Origin of the sequence: Micromonospora jinlongensis (assembly GCF_013410645.1) — a bacterium.
GTDB lineage: Bacteria > Actinomycetota > Actinomycetes > Mycobacteriales > Micromonosporaceae > Micromonospora > Micromonospora zamorensis.
The window spans coordinates 2,893,823-2,910,936 of sequence record NZ_JACCHK010000001.1 but is presented as its reverse complement, the minus strand read 5'-3'; the positions used below and the strand labels follow the sequence as shown (position 1 = coordinate 2,910,936).

Sequence of the window (17,114 nt, the reverse complement as noted above, 5' to 3'; positions counted from 1 at the left end):
GCCGGGCACACTAGTGGCCATGCCCGGCGTCCTTCCAGATGGTGAGACCGTCCCCGTCGACGGATCGCTGCCCGCCACCGCCACCACGGCGGTCGGCGCGCGCGGCTTCGGCGTGTACGTCCACGTGCCGTTCTGCGCCAGCCGCTGCGGCTACTGCGACTTCAACACCTACACGGCGTCCGAGTTGGGCGGCGGTGCGAGCCGCGAGGGGTACGCCGACACCGTCCTGGCCGAGCTGGCGCTCGCCTCCCGGGTGCTAGGCGACAGCCCGCCGCCCCGGGTCGACACCGTCTTCGTGGGCGGCGGAACGCCCACCCTGCTCCCCGCCGACGACCTCGCCCGCATCCTCGACGGCATCGACCGCACCTGGGGGCTGGCCGCCGACGCCGAGGTGACCACCGAGGCCAACCCCGAATCGGTCACCCCGGAATCGTTGAAGCTGCTGCGGGCCGCCGGCTACACCCGGATCTCGCTGGGCATGCAGTCCGCCTCCCCGGGAGTGCTGGCGATCCTGGACCGCAAACACAGCGCCGGTCGGGCCACCGCCGCCGCCCTGGAGGCACGCGACGCCGGGTTCGAGCACGTCAACCTGGACCTGATCTACGGCACCCCGGGGGAGCGCACCGAGGACTTCGCCGCCTCGCTGGAGCAGGTCGTCGCCGCCGGGGTGGACCACGTCAGCGCGTACGCCCTGATCGTCGAGGACGGCACCCGGCTCGCCGCCCGGATGCGGCGCGGCGAGCTGGCGTACCCCAGTGACGACGTGGCCGCGGACCGCTACCTGGCCGCGGAGGCCGCGCTCGACGCGGCCGGGCTCTCCTGGTACGAGGTCTCCAACTGGGCGCGCACCGACGACGCCCGGTGCCGGCACAACCTGCTCTACTGGACCGGCGCGGACTGGTGGGGGCTGGGGCCGGGGGCGCACAGCCACGTCGGCGGGGTGCGCTGGTGGAACGTCAAGCACCCCTCGGCGTACGCCCAGCGGTTGGCGGCGGGCGCGTCACCAGGCCTGGCCCGGGAGGTGCTCACCGGCGACGAGGCGCACATGGAGGACGTGATGCTCCGGCTGCGCCTCGCCAGCGGCCTCCCGTTGGCGGTGCTCGACGCCACTGGCAGGGCGGGCGCCGAGCGGGCCCTGGCCGACGGGCTGCTGGCGGCCGACGAGTACGCGGCCGGCCGGGCGGTGCTCACCCTGCGCGGGCGGCTGCTCGCCGACGCTGTCGTGCGTGACCTGCTGCCCTGAGTGGGCAGGCCGTTCCGGTGGTGCGGGCCGGCCGGGGGAGCGGCCGACCCGGCATCACTTGATGAAGTTGGCCGTCATCGGATAGCGGTACGCGGTGCCCTCGTTGGCCTTTATGCCGGCGATGATCCCGAACAGGATCTGGATCACCACGACGGCGATGCTGGGCAGGAAGAGCAGGCACCAGCTCACGAAGAGCAGCACGAACGCGATGATCGACCAGAGGATCTGGAAGTTCAGCGCGGCGAGGGCGTGTGCCCGGACGGTCGGCGACTGCTGGCCGCGGGCCAGGTAGGCGATGAGCGGGGCGACGAAGCCCAGCGGACCAAAGCTGATCAGCGCGCCGACGGCGCCGCCGAAGTGGGCGACCAGCGCCCAGGTCTTGTCCTCGTTGTTGGCGAAGCCGCCGCCGGGGCCGCCGTAGGCGCCACCGGTCGGGTAGCCGCCGCCGGTCGGGTAGCCGCCACCGGGCGGGGGATAGCCGCCGGGCGGGGGGTAGCCACCCGCCGGAGGGTAGCCGCCTGACGGCGGTTGGTCACCGGTGGGCGGCGGATAGCCACCGGCCGGGGGATAGCCGCCCGGGCCGGGTGCCCCGGACAGTGGTGCGGTGGGCGGCTCCGACGACGGAAACGAGCCAGGGGAGGTCGGCTCCGGCGGGTAGTTACCGGGGTCACCCGCGCCGGGAGGGCGAGGAGGTTCAGTCATGGATGCCACCGTAGGGGCACGTGGCAACGCGGCACCAGAGCGACACCGCCCGGCCGTGAGGGTCGATCGGCCCGGCGGGGTGGCGCGGGCCGCACCGACGGGCAGCCGTTGATCATCGCGCTGGCGGGCACGCCGACGTAGACTGGCACTCGTTACAGTCGAGTGCCAGGACGGCCTGGCCGGCCGAGGACGCCGGCGGCCGACGTGCGACAGGAGGTGCGGAGGATGGGTCTCGACGACCGGAAACTCGCCGTGCTCCGCGCCATCGTCGAAGACTACGTCTCCACCCAGGAGCCGGTCGGCAGCAAGGCGCTGGTCGAGCGGCACCAGCTCGGGGTCTCCCCGGCCACGGTCCGCAACGACATGGCCGTGCTGGAGGAGGAGGGCTACATCCGGCAGCCGCACACCAGTGCCGGCCGGGTGCCCACCGACCGCGGCTACCGACTCTTCGTCGACCGGTTGTCCCGGGTCAAGCCGCTGAGCCCGGCCGAGCGCCGGGCCATCGAGCGCTTCCTGGTCGGCGCGGTCGACCTCGACGACGTGGTGCACCGCACGGTGCGGCTGCTCGCCCAGCTGACCCGGCAGGTGGCCGTCGTGCAGTACCCGAGCCTGGCCCGCTCCTCGGTGCGTCACCTGGAGCTGGTGCCGATCTCCACCACCCGGTTGATGGTCGTCATGATCGCCGACACCGGGCGGGTGGAGCAGCGTCTGGTGGAGCTGCCCGGGCCGGTGTCCGCCGACGACGTCACCGACCTGCGCCGACTGGTCAACGAGAAGCTCGCCGGCGCCCGGCTGTCCGACACGCCGCCGCTGGTGCAGGCACTGGTCGAGGAGTCGTCGCCCAAGCTGCGTCCGGCGATGACCACGCTCGCCACGGTGCTGCTGGAGACCCTGGTCGAGCGGCACGAGGAACGCATCGCCCTGGCCGGCACCGCCAACCTCACCCGGGGCGGCCTGCTCGACTTCCAGGGTTCCCTGCGACCGATCCTCGAGGCGCTGGAGGAGGAGGTCGTGCTGCTCAAGCTCATCGGCGAGACCGAGCCGAGCACGACCCGGGTGCTGATCGGCGACGAGAACGAGTTCGACAACCTGCGGGCCGCCTCCGTGGTCAGCACCGGCTACGGCCCGGGCGCCACGATCGTCGGCGGCCTGGGGGTGCTGGGGCCCACGCGGATGGACTACCCCGGCAACATCGCCACGGTTCGCGCCGTGGCACGCTACGTGGGCGAGTTGCTGGCCCAGAACTGATTGGTCAGGGCCGATGCGGCCGGCTGCGGCCGCCGACCGGCACAACGCGAGACGAACATGAGGACACGGAACGCAGTGGCCAGGGACTACTACGGCATTCTCGGTGTGAGCCGGGAAGCCTCCGATGACGAGATCAAGCGCGCCTACCGCAAGCTGGCGCGCCAGTTCCACCCGGACGTCAATCCGGACCCGGAGGCACAGGAGAAGTTCAAGGACATCAACGCCGCGTACGAGGTCCTCTCGGACGACCGGAAGCGGCAGATCGTCGACCTGGGTGGCGACCCGCTCGCCCCGGGCGGCGGCGGTGCCGGAGGCCCCGGAGGTCCCGGAGGTGCCGGCCCGTTCGTCGGTTTCCAGGACATCATGGACGCGTTCTTCGGCGGTGCCGCGGGCGGCGCCCGTGGTCCGCGTCCGCGTACCCGGCCGGGCGCCGACGCGATCCTGCGCCTCGAACTGGACCTGCACGAGACGGCGTTCGGCGTCGAGGCCCCGATCACCGTCGACACCGCGGTGCTGTGCACCACCTGCTCCGGCGCCGGCACGGCGGCCGGCACCCACCTGGCGACCTGCGAGGCGTGTGCCGGTCGGGGCGAGGTGCAGTCGGTGCAGCGCACCTTCCTCGGCCAGGTGGTCTCCGCCCGGCCGTGCACCGTGTGCCAGGGCTACGGCACGACCATCCCGCACCCCTGCCCCACCTGCGCCGGCGACGGCCGGGTGCGCACCCGCCGCTCGCTGACCGTCAAGATCCCGGCCGGCGTCGAGGACGGCATGCGGATCCGGCTCGCCCAGCAGGGTGAGGTCGGCCCGGGTGGTGGCACCGCCGGCGACCTCTACGTGGAGATCCACGAGCGGCCGCACGACGTCTACTCCCGCAAGGGCGACGACCTGCACTGCCGTGTCACCGTGCCGATGACCGCGGCGGCGCTGGGCACCCGGCTGACCATCAAGACCCTGGACAGCGAGGAGACGGTCGACGTCAAGGCCGGCACCCAGCCGGCGAGCACGCTGCGGCTGCGCGCCCGGGGCGTACCGCACCTGCGCGGCACCGGCCGAGGCGACCTCTACGTGCACCTGGACGTGCGGACGCCTACCAAGCTCGACCCCGACCAGGAAAAGATGCTGCGCGACTTCGCCAAGACCCGCGGTGAGGAGGTCGCCGAGTTGTCCAAGCAGGGCGGCTTCTTCTCCCGGATGCGCGACGCGTTCAACGGGCACGCCTGAGGTGTCCGCGCCGCTGTTCCTGGTCGAGGCGCTGCCCACCGGCGACGCGCTGACCCTGGACGGCCCCGAGGGTCACCACGCCGCCACCGTGCAGCGGCTGCGCGTCGGCGAGGAGCTGCTGCTCGCCGACGGGCGGGGTGGCACGGCCGCCGCCGTGGTCACCGCCGTCCGCCGGGGCACCCTGGAGGTCACCATCACCTCCCGGGGGTACGCGGACGCGCCCGTACCCCGGATCGTCACCGTGCAGGGCATCGCGAAGGGCGACCGGGGCGAGTTGGCCGTGCAGGCGATGACCGAGGTCGGCGTCGACGAGATCGTGCCCTGGGCGGCGTCGCGCTCGGTGGCCCAGTGGCGCGGTGACCGGGGCGTACGGGCCCGGGAGAAGTGGGTGGCGACCGCCCGGGAGGCGGCCAAGCAGGCCCGCCGGCCGTGGCTGCCGGTGGTGGCCGGTGCGCCGGACGAGTCGACCGCCACGGTGGTCCGCCGGATCGCCGGCGCCGCCGCCGGGTTCGTGTTGCACGAGGAGGCCGACGAGCGGCTCACCACCGCCGAGCTGCCCGCCACCGGTGAGATCGTCCTGGTGGTCGGCCCCGAGGGTGGCATCGCCCCGGCCGAGCTGACCGCGTTCCGCGAGGCCGGCGGCCGGCCGGTGCGGCTCGGGCCGGCGGTGCTGCGCACCTCCACCGCCGGAGTGGCGGCGCTCAGCGTGCTCGCCACCCGCCTCGGCCGCTGGTGACCGTGGGCTTCGGGCCCGTTCAGGGCCGGGGGAACACCGGCACCACCTCTTCCTCCGGCCGTAGGTCCAGCCCGGCCGACCCGATGATCTGTGGGTCGGGCGTGCCGACCACCTCGGGGTCCTTGCCGGCGTAGTCGAAACGGTGCAACACGTGTCGCATCGCCTCCAGCCGGGCCCGCTTCTTGTCGTTGCTCTTCACCACCGTCCACGGCGCGTCGGCGGTGTCGGTCCAGAAGAACATCGCCTCCTTGGCCTCCGTGTACTCGTCCCAACGGTCCAGTGACGCGATGTCCATCGGCGACAGCTTCCACTGCCGGACCGGGTCGACCTGGCGGATCGCGAACCGGGTGCGCTGCTCGTTCTGCGAGACCGAGAACCAGAACTTGACCAGCCGGATGCCCGAGCGCACCAGCATCCGCTCCAGCTCCGGGGCCTGACGCAGGAACTCCAGGTATTCCTTGCGGGAGCAGAAGCCCATCACCCGCTCCACGCCGGCCCTGTTGTACCAGGAACGGTCGAACAGCACGATCTCACCGGCCGCCGGCAGGTGCGCCAACCACCGCTGGAAGTACCACTGGCCGGCCTCCCGCTCGTCCGGCTTGGCGAGCGCCACCACCGACGCCCCACGCGGGTTCAGGTGTTCCATGAAACGTTTGATGGTGCCGCCCTTGCCGGCCGCGTCCCGACCCTCGAAGACGATCACCAGACGCTCGCCGGACTCCTTGATCCAGTCCTGGAGCTTGAGCAGCTCGATCTGGAGCAGCCGCTTGTCGCGGTCGTACTCGTCGCGGTCCATCCGTTCGTCGTACGGGTAGTCCTCCCGCCAGGTGTCGACGGGCGTCCCGTCGGGTCGGAGCAGGACGGGGTCGTCGTCGTGGCCATCGGCCACCCGGTAGTCGGCGGTGAGGTCCAGCAGCGCGGAGTCGGCCATGTCGGAGAGACTTACCCGCCCTCGGGCCGCGAACCACCCCCTGGCCGGGTGATGTGGGCGGCTGTTCCGCCGTCAGCTGCGCAGGTAGGAGGCGCCGTTGAGGTCGACGATCGTGCCGGAGGCCCACTCGGCCTGGGGCGAGGCCAGCCAGTGCACCGCGGCGGCGATCTCCTCCGGCTCGGCCACCCGGTCGAACGGGCTCTGCGCCCGGATCGCCGCACCGTGCTCGCCGCGCAGGTGCTCGGTGGTCATGTCGGTCGCCACGAAACCTGGCGCGACGGTGGCGACCGTGATGCCGTACGGCGCGAGCGCCACGGCGAGCGACTGACCCAGCGCGTTCAGACCCGCCTTGCTGGCGCCGTACGCGGGCTGGTCCGGCTCGCCCCGGAACGCACCACGGGACGAGACGTTGACGATCCGCCCACCGCGTTCGCGCATGTGCTGGGCGGCGCACCAGGTGACGTTGCCGGCACCGGTGAGGTTGGTTTCCACCACCCGCCGCCAGCGCTGCTGCCACTGCTCGTAGGAGGTGCCGAAGATCGGGTGCGGCTCGTCCCGCTCGCCGTACGTTCCGGCGTTGTTGACCAGCACGTCCAACCCGCCGAGCAACTCGGCGGCCCGGTCGACCATGGCCCGGACGGCGTCCGGGTCGGTGAGGTCCGCGCGGACCACCACGTGCCCGTTGCCGGGCAACTGCGCGCGCAGCTCCTCGGCCGCGTCGGCCGAGTCGCGGTGGTGGATTGCCACCCGGTCGCCACCGACCGCGAACGCCGTCGCCACCGCAGCGCCGATCCCGCGCGAGGCCCCGGTCACGAGTACCGCCCGATCCGTCATGCCGGCCATCCTGCCTCAGCCGGTCTCTCCTGCGAACAGGCCGGCGGCGCATGCTGCGCCGGGGCGCCCCCGGCCCGTTAGTCCTTACACTGCCCCGATGGGATCCGACTGCCTGTTCTGCCGCATCGTCGCCGGGGAGATCCCGGCCACCGTGGTCCGGGAGACCGACACCACGCTCGCCTTCCGCGACATCGACCCGAAGGCGCCGGTGCACGTCCTGGTCATTCCGAAGGAGCACTACGCCGACATCGCCACGCTCGCCCAGGGTGACCCGGCGCTGGCCGCCGACGTGCTGGCGACGTCCGCCGCGGTGGCGGAGGACGAGGGCCTGCTCGGCGACGGCTTCCGGTTGATGTTCAACACCGGCGCGTACGGCGGTCAGGAGGTGTTCCACGTGCACGCACATCTGCTCGGTGGCGCGCCGCTCGGCCCGATGCTCGCCCGGGACCTGACGTGAACGAGCGGACCAGCGGGCGCAGTTTCTCGGCGCCGCACCGCGGAGCGGTGGCGTGAGCGCCGGTCCGGCGCCGGACAGCCGGGTGGATGAGCGCCTTGGTCGGTTGGTCCGGCGGGTGCAGGCCGACGCCCGGGTGCCGGCGGTGTCGGCGGCGCTGCACCGGGCCGACCGCCCGCTCTGGAGCTGCACCGTCGGCGAGACCGGCACCGACAGCCCGCTGGGGCCGGGCACCCAGTTCCGGATCGGCTCGGTCACCAAGACCTTCACCGCGGCCCTCACCCTCCAGTGTCGCGACGACGGGCTGCTGGACCTGGACGACCCGGTGGGCCGGCACCTGGACCTTCCCGCGCATGGCGAGCTGACCGTGCGCCGGTTGCTGTCACACACCGCTGGTCTGCAACGCGAGCCGTTCGGCGACGTCTGGGACAGCCTGCGCGCACCGGACGCCGACCAGTTGGTGGCAGAGCTGGACCGGGCCGAGCGGGTGTTGCCGACGGCCCGCCGGTTCCACTACTCCAACCTGGGCCTGGCCGTGCTCGGTCAACTGGTCGCGCGGCTGCGCGGCGAGAGCTGGGCGCAGGCCCTCACCGAGCGGATCCTCACGCCGCTGGCGCTGACCGACACCACGGTGACCCCTCGGCCGACGGCGGCCACCGGCTTCCTGGTCGACGCGTACTCCGACGAGGCGCACCCGGAGCCGCCGACCGACTTCGGCGCGGTCGGCCCGGCCGCCCAGCTCTGGAGCACCGCGACCGACATGGCGCGCTGGGCGGCGTTCCTGGCCGACCCGGCGGCACTGGACCCGACCGGTACGGTGCTCGCCCCCGCCACCCTGGACGAGATGCGCTGGCCGCTGACCACCACCGACGAGACGCTCTGGGGCGCGGGCTTCGGGCTCGGTCTGATCCTCATCCCGCAGGGCGAACGGGTGATGCACGTGGGGCACGACGGGGCGATGCCCGGTTTCCTCGCCGGGGTGTACGGCCGGCGGGGCGGCGACGGCACGGCCGGCGCGATGGGTGCCGCGGTGCTCGGCTCGTCCGGCACTGCGGCCGAACTGTTCGACCTGCCGCACCGGCTGCTCGCCGCAGCGGTCGAGCACGACCCGGCCGAGATCGAGCCATGGCGACCTGGGGCACCCGCCCCGGCGGCCCTGCGGGGCGTGCTCGGTCGCTGGTGGGGGGAGGGTTTCGAGTACGTGTTCTCCTGGCGCGACGGTGCCCTGCGGGCGAGCGGGGCCGGTGACGCGGCCGGACGCCCGCCAGCGATCTTCACGCCCCTGCCGGACCAGCCGGACGTGTTCCGCACCGCCTCCGGTCGGGAGGTCGGTGAGCTGCTGCGGCTGACCCGGGACGAGGCCGGCGCGGTGGTCCGGATGCACTGGGCGACGTACCGGTTCACCCGCCACCAGGAGACCTTCGAGGGGTACGACTTCCGGGCCGGGAGTTGATCGCGGCCAGCGGAAATGGGCGCGATGCGGCCCGCGTTGAACGGATACGATGGGTGTAACGTCCGCACGCCAGGCCAGCAGGCCGGCGCCGAGATCGAGAGCAGGTGGCGCAGGGCCCTACGGGCCCGACCTATGACCGGCACCCCACCTCCCGGCCCGCCCCGGGTGCAGACCAGGATCACCGTGCCCGACTCGAAGATCATGGTCAATCTGCTCGGCGCAGGCGACGAGATCCTCCGACTCGTCGAACGCTCGGTCGCCAGTGACGTGCACGTTCGCGGCAATGAGATCACCATCACCGGTGAGCCCGCGGACAACGCCCTCGCCGAGCGGGTCTTCAGTGAGCTGCTCGAACTAATCGAGAAAGGCGAGACCCTGACCACTGACGCCGTCCGGCGTACCGTCGGCATGCTCGAGCAGGGCAGCGCCGAGCGGCCCGCCGAGGTTCTGACGCTCAACATTCTCTCCCGCCGCGGGCGCACCATCCGCCCCAAGACGCTCGGTCAGAAGCGGTACGTCGACGCGATCGACTCGAACACCATCGTCTTCGGCATCGGCCCGGCCGGCACCGGCAAGACCTACCTGGCGATGGCGAAAGCCGTCCAGGCGTTGCAGGCCAAGCAGGTCAACCGGATCATCCTGACCCGGCCGGCGGTGGAGGCGGGTGAGCGACTGGGCTTCCTGCCCGGCACGCTCAACGAGAAGATCGACCCGTACCTGCGTCCGCTCTACGACGCGCTGCACGAGATGCTCGACCCGGAGACGATCCCCAAGCTGATGGCCGCGGGCACGATCGAGGTCGCGCCTCTGGCATACATGCGGGGCCGGACGCTGAGTGACGCGTTCATCATCCTGGACGAGGCGCAGAACACGACGCCCGAGCAGATGAAGATGTTCCTCACCCGGCTCGGCTTCAACTCCAAGATCGTCGTGACCGGTGACGTCACCCAGGTGGACCTTCCCGGCGGGACGAGCAGCGGCCTGCGGGTCGTCCGGGAGATCCTGGGAAACGTCGACGACGTGCACTTCGCCCAGTTGTCCAGCACCGACGTGGTCCGCCACCGTCTGGTCGGGGAGATCGTCGACGCGTACGCCCGCTGGGACGCCGAGCGGGAGAACCAGCAGGCGCAGGGCGTCCACGCCGTGCCCGGGCGACCCGCCCAGGGCGGCCGGGCCGGCCGTCGCCGCTAAAGCAGAGGAAAGCAGTTGTCCATCGAGATCGCCAACGAGTCCGGTGTCGACGTCGACACTGACGCCGTGCTCGCCGTCGCCCGGCACGCCCTCGACGAGATGGGAGTCAACCCCCTCGCCGAGTTGTCCGTGCTGTTGGTCGACATCGACTACATGACCGAGCTGAACCACCGCTGGATGGGTGGCGAAGGCCCGACCGACGTGCTCGCCTTCCCCATGGACGAGGGCAGCGTCGACCACGGCCCGGGTGAGTCCGCGCCGGCCGGCGGCGAGCCCGCCCTGCTAGGCGACATCGTGCTGTGCCCCGAGGTCGCGGCCAAGCAGGCGGCGACCGCCGGGCACGCGCCGGCCGACGAGCTGCACCTGCTCACCGTCCACGGGGTGCTGCACCTGCTTGGCTACGACCACGCCGAGCCGGAGGAGGAGCGGGAGATGTTCGCGCTCCAGGCCCGACTGCTGGCCAGCTGGCGGTCGACCCGCACCCAGTGATGTCCACTCCTCCGTTACTTGCGGCCGGTGCCACCGCCGGCCTCCCTGACCTGCAGCTGATCGTCTTCGCGGCTGGCCTGGTGGTGCTGGCCGGTCTGATCGCGATGACCGAGGCGGCTCTCGCCGCGGTCTCGCCGGCCCGGGCTGCCGAGCTGGCCCGTGACGGTGTGCGCGGCGCGCGTACCCTCCAGGTCGTCGCCGGCGACGTCGTCCGGCACCTCAACCTGCTCCTGCTGTTGCGGCTGCTCGCCGAGTTGACAGCCACCACGCTGGTGGCGCTGGTCGCGGTGGACAGCTTCGGCGCCGGCTGGCGGGCCGCGCTGGTGACCGCCGGCGCGATGACCGTGGTCAGCTTCGTGGTGGTCGGCGTCGCGCCGCGCACCATCGGCCGGCAGCACGCGTACGCCGTGGGTCGTGCGGTGGCGCCGATGGTCCGCTGGCTGGGCCGGGCGCTCAACCCGCTCGCGTCGTTGCTGATCCTGATCGGCAACGCGGTCACCCCGGGGCGCGGCTTCCGTGAGGGACCGTTCGCCACCCAGGTGGAGTTGCGGGAGCTGGTCGACCTGGCCGAGCAGCGCGGCGTGGTCGAGCACGGCGAGCGCCAGATGATCCACTCGGTCTTCGCCCTCGGCGACACCATCGCCCGCGAGGTGATGGTGCCGCGTACGGAGATGGTGTGGATCGAGGAGGGCAAGACGCTCGCGCAGGCGCTGGCGCTCTTCCTGCGTTCCGGTTTCTCCCGCATCCCGGTGATCGGCGAGAGCGTCGACGACGTGCTGGGTGTGCTCTACCTCAAGGACCTGATCCGGCGCTCCCGGGGCGGTGACCCGGAGGCCGAGCAGTTGCCGGTGGCCGAGCTGATGCGTCCGGCGACCTTCGTGCCGGAGTCCAAGCCGGTCGACGACCTGCTCTCGGAGATGCAGGCGGCCCGCAACCACCTGGTCATCGTCGTCGACGAGTACGGCGGCACCGGCGGTCTGGTCACCATCGAGGACATCCTGGAGGAGATCGTCGGTGAGATCACCGACGAGTACGATGTCGAACGCCCGCCCGTCGAACGTCTGGCGGACTCCACGGTGCGGGTGACCGCCCGCCTGCCGGTGGAGAACCTGGGCGAGATGTTCGACACCGATCTGCCCACCGACGAGGTGGAGACGGTCGGTGGCCTGCTCGCCCAGTCGCTGGGGCGGGTGCCGATCCCCGGTGCGGAGGCGGAGGTCGCCGGCCTCCGGCTGGTCGCCGAGGGCACCACCGGCCGGCGCAACCGGATCGACACCGTCCTGGTCAGCCGGGTGGAGTCGGGCCACGAACAGGACAGAGCGGGGCGGGACGACCACGCCGGCCCCGGGGACGACACGGACAACTACCGAGATGACGAGAGGCAAGCTGCCGATGCCTGACACACCCGCCGCGCCCGCCGCCCGACCCGCCCCCACCGCGTCGGCGACGCTCAGCGCCGAGGACGGCAAGCTGGTCGTCCTGGCCCGGGGAGCCCGCGGACGGGTCGGCGCCGTGGAGGGCGCCGCGGTCCGGGATCAGGACGGCCGGACGTACGCGGCGGCCAGTGTCGCTCTGCCCTCGTTGACCCTCACCGCGTTGCAGTTGGCGGTCGCGTCGGCCGTAGCGGCCGGTGCGAGCCGGCTGGAGGCCGCGGCGGTGGTGACCGAGGCGTCGACGCTGGACGGCGCCGGTCATGCGGCGGTGCGTGACCTCGCGGTGGACGCGCCGATCCACCTGGCCGCTCCCGACGGCACGGTGCTCGGCACGGTGACCCAGTGAGCCCCGTGCAGGACCCGGAGGCGCGGCCGTACCGTGCCGGGTTCGGCTGCTTCGTCGGCCGGCCCAACGCGGGCAAGTCGACGCTGACGAACGCCATCGTCGGCACCAAGATCGCGATCACCTCGAACAAGCCGCAGACCACCCGGCACGTCATCCGGGCCGTGCTGCACCGACCGGAATCGCAGCTGGTCCTGGTCGACACCCCGGGCCTGCACCGCCCCCGTACGCTGCTCGGTGAGCGCCTCAACGACCTGGTCCGGTCCACCTGGACGGAGGTCGACGTGATCGGCCTGTGCATCCCGGCGGACGAGCCGGTGGGGCGCGGTGACCGGTTCATCACCGGTGAGCTGGCCGAGTTGAAGGCGACAGTGCTGGCGGTGGTCACCAAGACCGACCTGGTCGACAAGCGCCGCCTGGCGGAGCAGTTGCTCGCGGTGAGCCAGATGGGGGAGTTCGCCGAGATCGTGCCGGTGAGCGCGGTGTCCGGGCACCAGGTGGACACCCTGGTAGACGTGATGACCAAATATCTGCCGCCGTCGCCGCAGCTCTACCCGGACGACATGCTGACCGATGATCCCGAGCAGGTTCTCGTCGCGGAGCTGATCCGGGAGGCCGCCCTGGAGGGGGTCCGCGACGAGCTGCCGCACTCCATCGCCGTGGTGGTGGAGGAGATGATCCCCGAGGGTCAGGTCATGAAGATCTACGCCGACCTGTACGTGGAGCGGCCCAGCCAGAAGGCCATCGTTCTCGGTCACAAGGCGAGCCGGCTCAAGGAGGTCGGCACGAACGCCCGCCGGCAGATCGAGGAGTTGCTGGGCGGCCGGGTCTACCTCGACCTGCACGTCCGCGTCGCGAAGGACTGGCAGCGCGACCCGAAGCAGCTGCGCAAGCTGGGTTTCTGATTCACCAGCACCGACCGGCCGGGTGATCCGGTTCGGTCGGTGCGGGCGGAGGCGCCGCCGTACTCCATGGTCGTCTTCGGTCAGCTGGGTGGAAAGCCTCACGTTTGGTAGGGGTGGTGACCGTTTCGCGCGGGCACCGCGCAGGGTAGGGGAGTTACGCCCCGCGTCCCCGACCCAGATGCAGGCTGATGCGCAACCGCTATCTCGATCTGCTCCGTTTCCTGGCCATCGTTCGAGTTGTCGTCTATCACGTCACGGGATGGGCGACCCTCACCCTCGTCTTCCCCGCCATGTCGGTGATGTTCGCGCTGGCCGGCTCGCTGATGGCCGCGTCGCTGACCCGGTCCGGGCCGGCGGCGGTCGGGCGGCGGCTGCGGCGGCTGCTGCCGTCGTTGTGGGTGCTCGCGGTGGTCTTCGTGCCGGCCATGCTGCTCAGCGGGATGCCGATGAGCCCCCGGGTGCTGCTGTGGCTGTTTCCGATCGCCGACCCGCCGGCCAACAACTGGGGCGCACTGGCGCTGAGCATCATCTGGTACCTGCGCGACTACCTGTGGTTCGTGCTCGCCTCACCGGTCGCGTTCTGGCTGTTCCGGCGTGCCCCGCTGCTCACCCTGCTCGCCCCGTACCTCCTGCTGGTGGCGATCGAGGTGGGGATCTACCCGGCGCCTTCGGTGCTGCGCGAGTTCGGGCTCTACTTCGGAGCGTGGATGCTTGGCTTCGCCCATCACGCCGGGATGCTGCGCCGGCTCGCCGGCCGGGTGCTGTACCCGGTGGCCCTCGCGCTCGCGGTGATCGGCGGCGCCTGGATCGTCGGGCATCCCGGCCCACGCGGGTACGACCTCAACGACAACCACCTCGGCAACGCGCTCTGGTCGGCCGCGTTCATCCTGATCGTGCTGGGTCGGGCCCCCGCCGGGGTGGCCTGGCTGGGCCGAAGCCGGCTGGCCGACCGGGCGGTGACCCTGGTCAACCGGCGGGCGCTCACCATCTACCTCTGGCACATGCCGTTCGTGGTGGCGCTCACCCCGCTGGTCGACGTGGTGGGTTGGTCCCATCAGGACCCGGTGGGACTGGCCATCCGGGTGGCGCTGGTCTTCGCGCTGGTCGGGCTGGTCACCCTGGCCGTCGGCTGGGTCGAGGACGTCGCGGCCCGCCGCCGCCCGGAGCTGATCCCCGGCGGCCCGGTCCAGGCCACCGAGCTGGCCGGCCAGCCCGACGCCGAACGCCGCGAACAGCCCGACACCGGGCGCCGCGACCGTCCCGACGAGCAGCCCGCCGGGGCCACCCTCGGGCGGACGGTGGTGCCGCCGCAGCGGGCTGCGGCGGCACGGAGCGACGTCAGCGCTGGCTGATCGTGACGTCGCCGCTGCCGGCCGAGCCGTCGAGCACGTCGGTCGCGGCCGGGTCGTGCGTGACGGTGATCCTCGCGTCGCCGGAACCGGTGCTGGAGCGCACCTGGTAGCTGCCCGCCGGCACCAGCATCGTGACGTCGCCGCTGGAGGCGTGCGCCCGGGCCGAGGCGGGCTTGTCCAGCTCGACTGTGACATTGCCGGAGCCGGCCTCGGCGTCCGCCGCGCCACCGAGGCGGCGCGCCGTGATGTCCCCCGAGCCGGCGCGCAGGCGGATCGTCCCGCTGGCCTCGCTCACGTCGATGTTCCCGGACCCGGTCTCCACCCCGACCGTGCCGGAGGCGCCGGCGACCCGGACGTCACCGGAGCCCAGCCGCAGGTCCACCGCGCCGACCCGGCTCAGCTCGACATCGCCGGAGCCGGACTCGCCCTGGAGGGCGACGCCCTCCGGCACGGCCACCTCGTAGGAGACGCTGCACCGGTCGCCACAGTCGGTGTCCAGCACCAGCTCGCTGCCCTTGATCTCGTACCGGGCCTTGGGCTCGCCACCCTGGTAGCGCACCACCCGCTTGATCCGCGCCTCCGCGGCGGCGGCGGTGCCCCGGACGATCACGTCGCCGGCACCCGGCAGCACCCGGATGGTGGTGATCTTCACGGCCTCGGTGTCGTCGTAGTCGAGCCGCCGCATGGCCAGGTTGTCGCACCCGGCGAGCACGATGAGGGCGGTTGCCAGCCCCAGGGCGATGGGGGTGGCGGCGCGACGACGGCGGGCGTCGGTGGTGGGTTGCATTGCCATGGCCAGCACGCTACGGCCGGTGCGGAGCCACGCGCATCGGGGTTCATCCGCGCATCCACCCCGAACCGACCCTGATTTCACACCCCGAGGGAGAATGGCCCGATGGCCGGGTATCGCCGACAGCTCTACCGCGACGACGCGGTGGTGCTGCGTGTGCAGAAACTCGGCGAGTCCGACCGGATCATCACCCTGCTGACCCGTCGACATGGCCGGCTGCGCGCGGTGGCCCGAGGGATCCGCCGCACCACCAGCAAGTTCGGCGCCCGACTGGAGCCGTTCGGCCACGTCGACCTCCAGCTCGCCGGCGACCCGAAGGGCAACCACGGCAGCTCACTGCACACCGTCAGCCAGGTCGAGGGCATCGACCTGTACGGCAAGCGGTTCCTGGGGGATTACCCGCGCTACACGGCGGCGAGTGCGATCGCCGAGACCGCCGAGCGGCTGACCCCGGTGGAGCGGGAGCCGTCGCTGCGGCTGTTCCAGCTCACCGTGGGCGCGCTGAAGGCGCTGTCCCGGGGCGAGCACGCCACCACCCTGGTGCTCGACGCGTACCTGCTGCGGGGGATGGCCCTCGCGGGCTGGGCGCCGGCGCTGATCGCCTGCGCCGTCTGCGGCACCCCCGGCCGGCACCGGGCGTTCTCCGTGCCCGCCGGCGGCGCGGTCTGTCCCGATTGTCGGCCACCCGGCGCGGCCCACCCCGCGCCGGCCACCGTCGACCTGATGTCCGCGCTGACCACCGGCGACTGGGTGCTCGCCGACGCCACCGAAGCTGGCGTACGCCGGGAGTGCAGTGGGCTGGTCGCAGCTCACCTCCAGTGGCACCTGGAGCGCGCGCTACGCTCGCTGCCGCTGGTCGACCGGGGTCCCTCGGCGACCAGCACGGCCTCGCCGCCGGATGGCACCGGGGCCGTGGTGCTCCGGCCACGTGGCGACGTCGAGGCCGGGGCGGACGGCGCGAACAGGGAGTGACCGAGTGATCCGATCGAAGAAGGCCGGCCGGCGCGCGCCGACGCCGCCGACACCACACCCGTCCGGCGCCCGGCCGCCGGCGCTGCCCGGCGACGCGGTGCCGAAGCACGTGGCGGTGGTGATGGACGGCAACGGCCGCTGGGCCAAGGACCGCGGGCTGCCCCGCACGAAGGGGCACGAGGCGGGGGAGCACAGCCTCTTCGACACCATCGAGGGTGCGATCGAGATGGGCATCCCGTACCTGTCGGTGTACGCGTTCTCCACCGAGAACTGGCGACGCTCGCCCGACGAGGTCCGGTTCCTGATGGGGTTCAACCGGGACGTGATCCGTCGCCGCCGCGACGAGCTGGTCGACCTCGGCGTCCGGGTGGTCTGGTCGGGCCGGTCCGGGCGGTTGTGGAAGAGCGTCATCTCCGAGTTGCAGACCGCCGAGGAGATGTCCCGCGGCAACTCGACGCTGACCCTGCAGTTCTGCGTCAACTACGGCGGGCAGGCCGAGATCGGCGACGCCGCCGCCGCGATCGCCCGGGACGTGGCGGCCGGCCGGCTGGATCCGGCGAAGGTCACCGAGAAGACCGTCGCGAAGTACCTCTACCACCCGGAGGTCCCGGAGGTAGACCTGTTCCTGCGCCCCTCCGGGGAGGAGCGGATCTCCAACTTCCTGCTCTGGCAGGCCGCGTACGCCGAGCTCGTCTTCCTGGACACGCTCTGGCCCGACTTCGATCGCCGCCACCTCTGGTACGCGTGTGAGCTGTACGCGCAGCGGGACCGGCGCTTCGGCGGGGCGCTGCCCAACCCGGTCGCCCCGGTTCTCTGA

18 protein-coding genes are annotated in these 17,114 nt (G+C 72.3%); 14 read left to right on the top strand and 4 right to left on the bottom strand.

Translation table 11 applies throughout. The features are described from left to right. The first annotated feature begins 19 nt into the window (after positions 1-19). Positions 20-1,243 carry a radical SAM family heme chaperone HemW gene (gene hemW, locus HNR22_RS12550; protein WP_179783527.1) on the top strand — a complete coding sequence of 408 codons (1,224 nt, stop codon included), beginning with the start codon at positions 20-22 and terminating at the stop codon, positions 1,241-1,243. Positions 1,244-1,297: 54 nt separating this feature from the next. Here hemW and HNR22_RS12545 read toward each other — a convergent pair whose 3' ends face one another. Further along, the gene (locus tag HNR22_RS12545) at positions 1,298-1,945 is read right to left on the bottom strand and encodes a DUF4870 domain-containing protein (RefSeq protein ID WP_179780526.1); all 648 of its coding nucleotides are present in this window, start codon (positions 1,943-1,945) and stop codon (positions 1,298-1,300) included. A 225-nt stretch (positions 1,946-2,170) separates the two neighbouring features. On the opposite strand from HNR22_RS12545, the gene hrcA reads away from it, so the two are divergent. The 3 genes from hrcA to HNR22_RS12530 all read left to right on the top strand — a co-directional run bounded on the left by hrcA (position 2,171) and on the right by HNR22_RS12530 (position 5,150). After that, positions 2,171-3,193, top strand: coding sequence for a heat-inducible transcriptional repressor HrcA (hrcA, locus tag HNR22_RS12540; protein ID WP_179780525.1), 1,023 nt, complete (start codon positions 2,171-2,173; stop codon positions 3,191-3,193). A 75-nt stretch (positions 3,194-3,268) separates the two neighbouring features. Further along, a complete protein-coding gene (gene dnaJ, locus HNR22_RS12535; protein ID WP_172862226.1) occupies positions 3,269-4,414 on the top strand; it encodes a molecular chaperone DnaJ in 1,146 nt (381 codons plus the stop codon). A 1-nt stretch (position 4,415) separates the two neighbouring features. After that, a complete protein-coding gene (locus tag HNR22_RS12530) occupies positions 4,416-5,150 on the top strand; it encodes a 16S rRNA (uracil(1498)-N(3))-methyltransferase (RefSeq protein ID WP_179780524.1) in 735 nt (244 codons plus the stop codon). A 19-nt stretch (positions 5,151-5,169) separates the two neighbouring features. On the opposite strand, the gene ppk2 is transcribed toward HNR22_RS12530, so the two are convergent. Together ppk2 and HNR22_RS12520 are read right to left on the bottom strand one after the other, a co-directional pair. Beyond that, on the bottom strand, positions 5,170-6,081 hold the full coding sequence (ppk2, locus tag HNR22_RS12525; RefSeq protein WP_179780523.1) for a polyphosphate kinase 2: 912 nt from the start codon (positions 6,079-6,081) through the stop codon (positions 5,170-5,172). Positions 6,082-6,153: 72 nt separating this feature from the next. Then, positions 6,154-6,915: an SDR family NAD(P)-dependent oxidoreductase gene (locus tag HNR22_RS12520; protein ID WP_179780522.1), complete on the bottom strand. Its 762-nt coding sequence runs from the start codon at positions 6,913-6,915 to the stop codon at positions 6,154-6,156. Between the two features lie 97 nt (positions 6,916-7,012). Here HNR22_RS12520 and HNR22_RS12515 point away from each other — a divergent pair, with 97 nt between their 5' ends. From HNR22_RS12515 to HNR22_RS12480, 8 genes are all read left to right on the top strand, one after another. Then, positions 7,013-7,372 (top strand): histidine triad nucleotide-binding protein, encoded by a 360-nt coding sequence (locus HNR22_RS12515; protein ID WP_179780521.1) that lies wholly within the window; start codon positions 7,013-7,015, stop codon positions 7,370-7,372. A 52-nt stretch (positions 7,373-7,424) separates the two neighbouring features. Beyond that, positions 7,425-8,822, top strand: a complete 1,398-nt coding sequence (locus HNR22_RS12510) for a serine hydrolase (RefSeq protein WP_179780520.1) — start codon at positions 7,425-7,427, stop codon at positions 8,820-8,822. A 132-nt stretch (positions 8,823-8,954) separates the two neighbouring features. Next, the gene (locus HNR22_RS12505) at positions 8,955-10,013 is read left to right on the top strand and encodes a PhoH family protein (RefSeq protein WP_179780519.1); all 1,059 of its coding nucleotides are present in this window, start codon (positions 8,955-8,957) and stop codon (positions 10,011-10,013) included. 15 nt (positions 10,014-10,028) lie between these two features. Beyond that, complete coding sequence (ybeY, locus tag HNR22_RS12500) at positions 10,029-10,502, top strand: rRNA maturation RNase YbeY (protein WP_088949688.1); 474 nt, start codon at positions 10,029-10,031, stop codon at positions 10,500-10,502. Further along, positions 10,478-11,902 (top strand): hemolysin family protein, encoded by a 1,425-nt coding sequence (locus tag HNR22_RS12495; protein WP_179783526.1) that lies wholly within the window; start codon positions 10,478-10,480, stop codon positions 11,900-11,902. The genes ybeY and HNR22_RS12495 overlap by 25 nt, the downstream gene beginning before the upstream one ends. After that, positions 11,895-12,281 (top strand): cytidine deaminase, encoded by a 387-nt coding sequence (locus HNR22_RS12490; RefSeq protein WP_179780518.1) that lies wholly within the window; start codon positions 11,895-11,897, stop codon positions 12,279-12,281. Before HNR22_RS12495 ends, HNR22_RS12490 begins: the two co-directional genes overlap by 8 nt. A 5-nt stretch (positions 12,282-12,286) precedes the next feature. Continuing rightward, positions 12,287-13,183 carry a GTPase Era gene (era, locus tag HNR22_RS12485; RefSeq protein ID WP_372492387.1) on the top strand — a complete coding sequence of 299 codons (897 nt, stop codon included), beginning with the start codon at positions 12,287-12,289 and terminating at the stop codon, positions 13,181-13,183. 188 nt (positions 13,184-13,371) lie between these two features. After that, positions 13,372-14,535 (top strand): acyltransferase family protein, encoded by a 1,164-nt coding sequence (locus HNR22_RS12480; protein ID WP_179780516.1) that lies wholly within the window; start codon positions 13,372-13,374, stop codon positions 14,533-14,535. Here HNR22_RS12480 and HNR22_RS12475 read toward each other — a convergent pair. Beyond that, positions 14,522-15,328 (bottom strand): DUF4097 family beta strand repeat-containing protein, encoded by an 807-nt coding sequence (locus HNR22_RS12475; protein ID WP_179780515.1) that lies wholly within the window; start codon positions 15,326-15,328, stop codon positions 14,522-14,524. The two genes, HNR22_RS12480 and HNR22_RS12475, sit on opposite strands and share 14 nt — an antisense overlap. 102 nt (positions 15,329-15,430) lie before the next feature. On the opposite strand from HNR22_RS12475, the gene recO reads away from it, so the two are divergent. Together recO and HNR22_RS12465 are read left to right on the top strand one after the other, a co-directional pair. Beyond that, positions 15,431-16,297, top strand: a complete 867-nt coding sequence (gene recO, locus HNR22_RS12470) for a DNA repair protein RecO (protein WP_179780514.1) — start codon at positions 15,431-15,433, stop codon at positions 16,295-16,297. A 4-nt stretch (positions 16,298-16,301) separates the two neighbouring features. Then, a complete protein-coding gene (locus HNR22_RS12465; RefSeq protein WP_179780513.1) occupies positions 16,302-17,114 on the top strand; it encodes an isoprenyl transferase in 813 nt (270 codons plus the stop codon).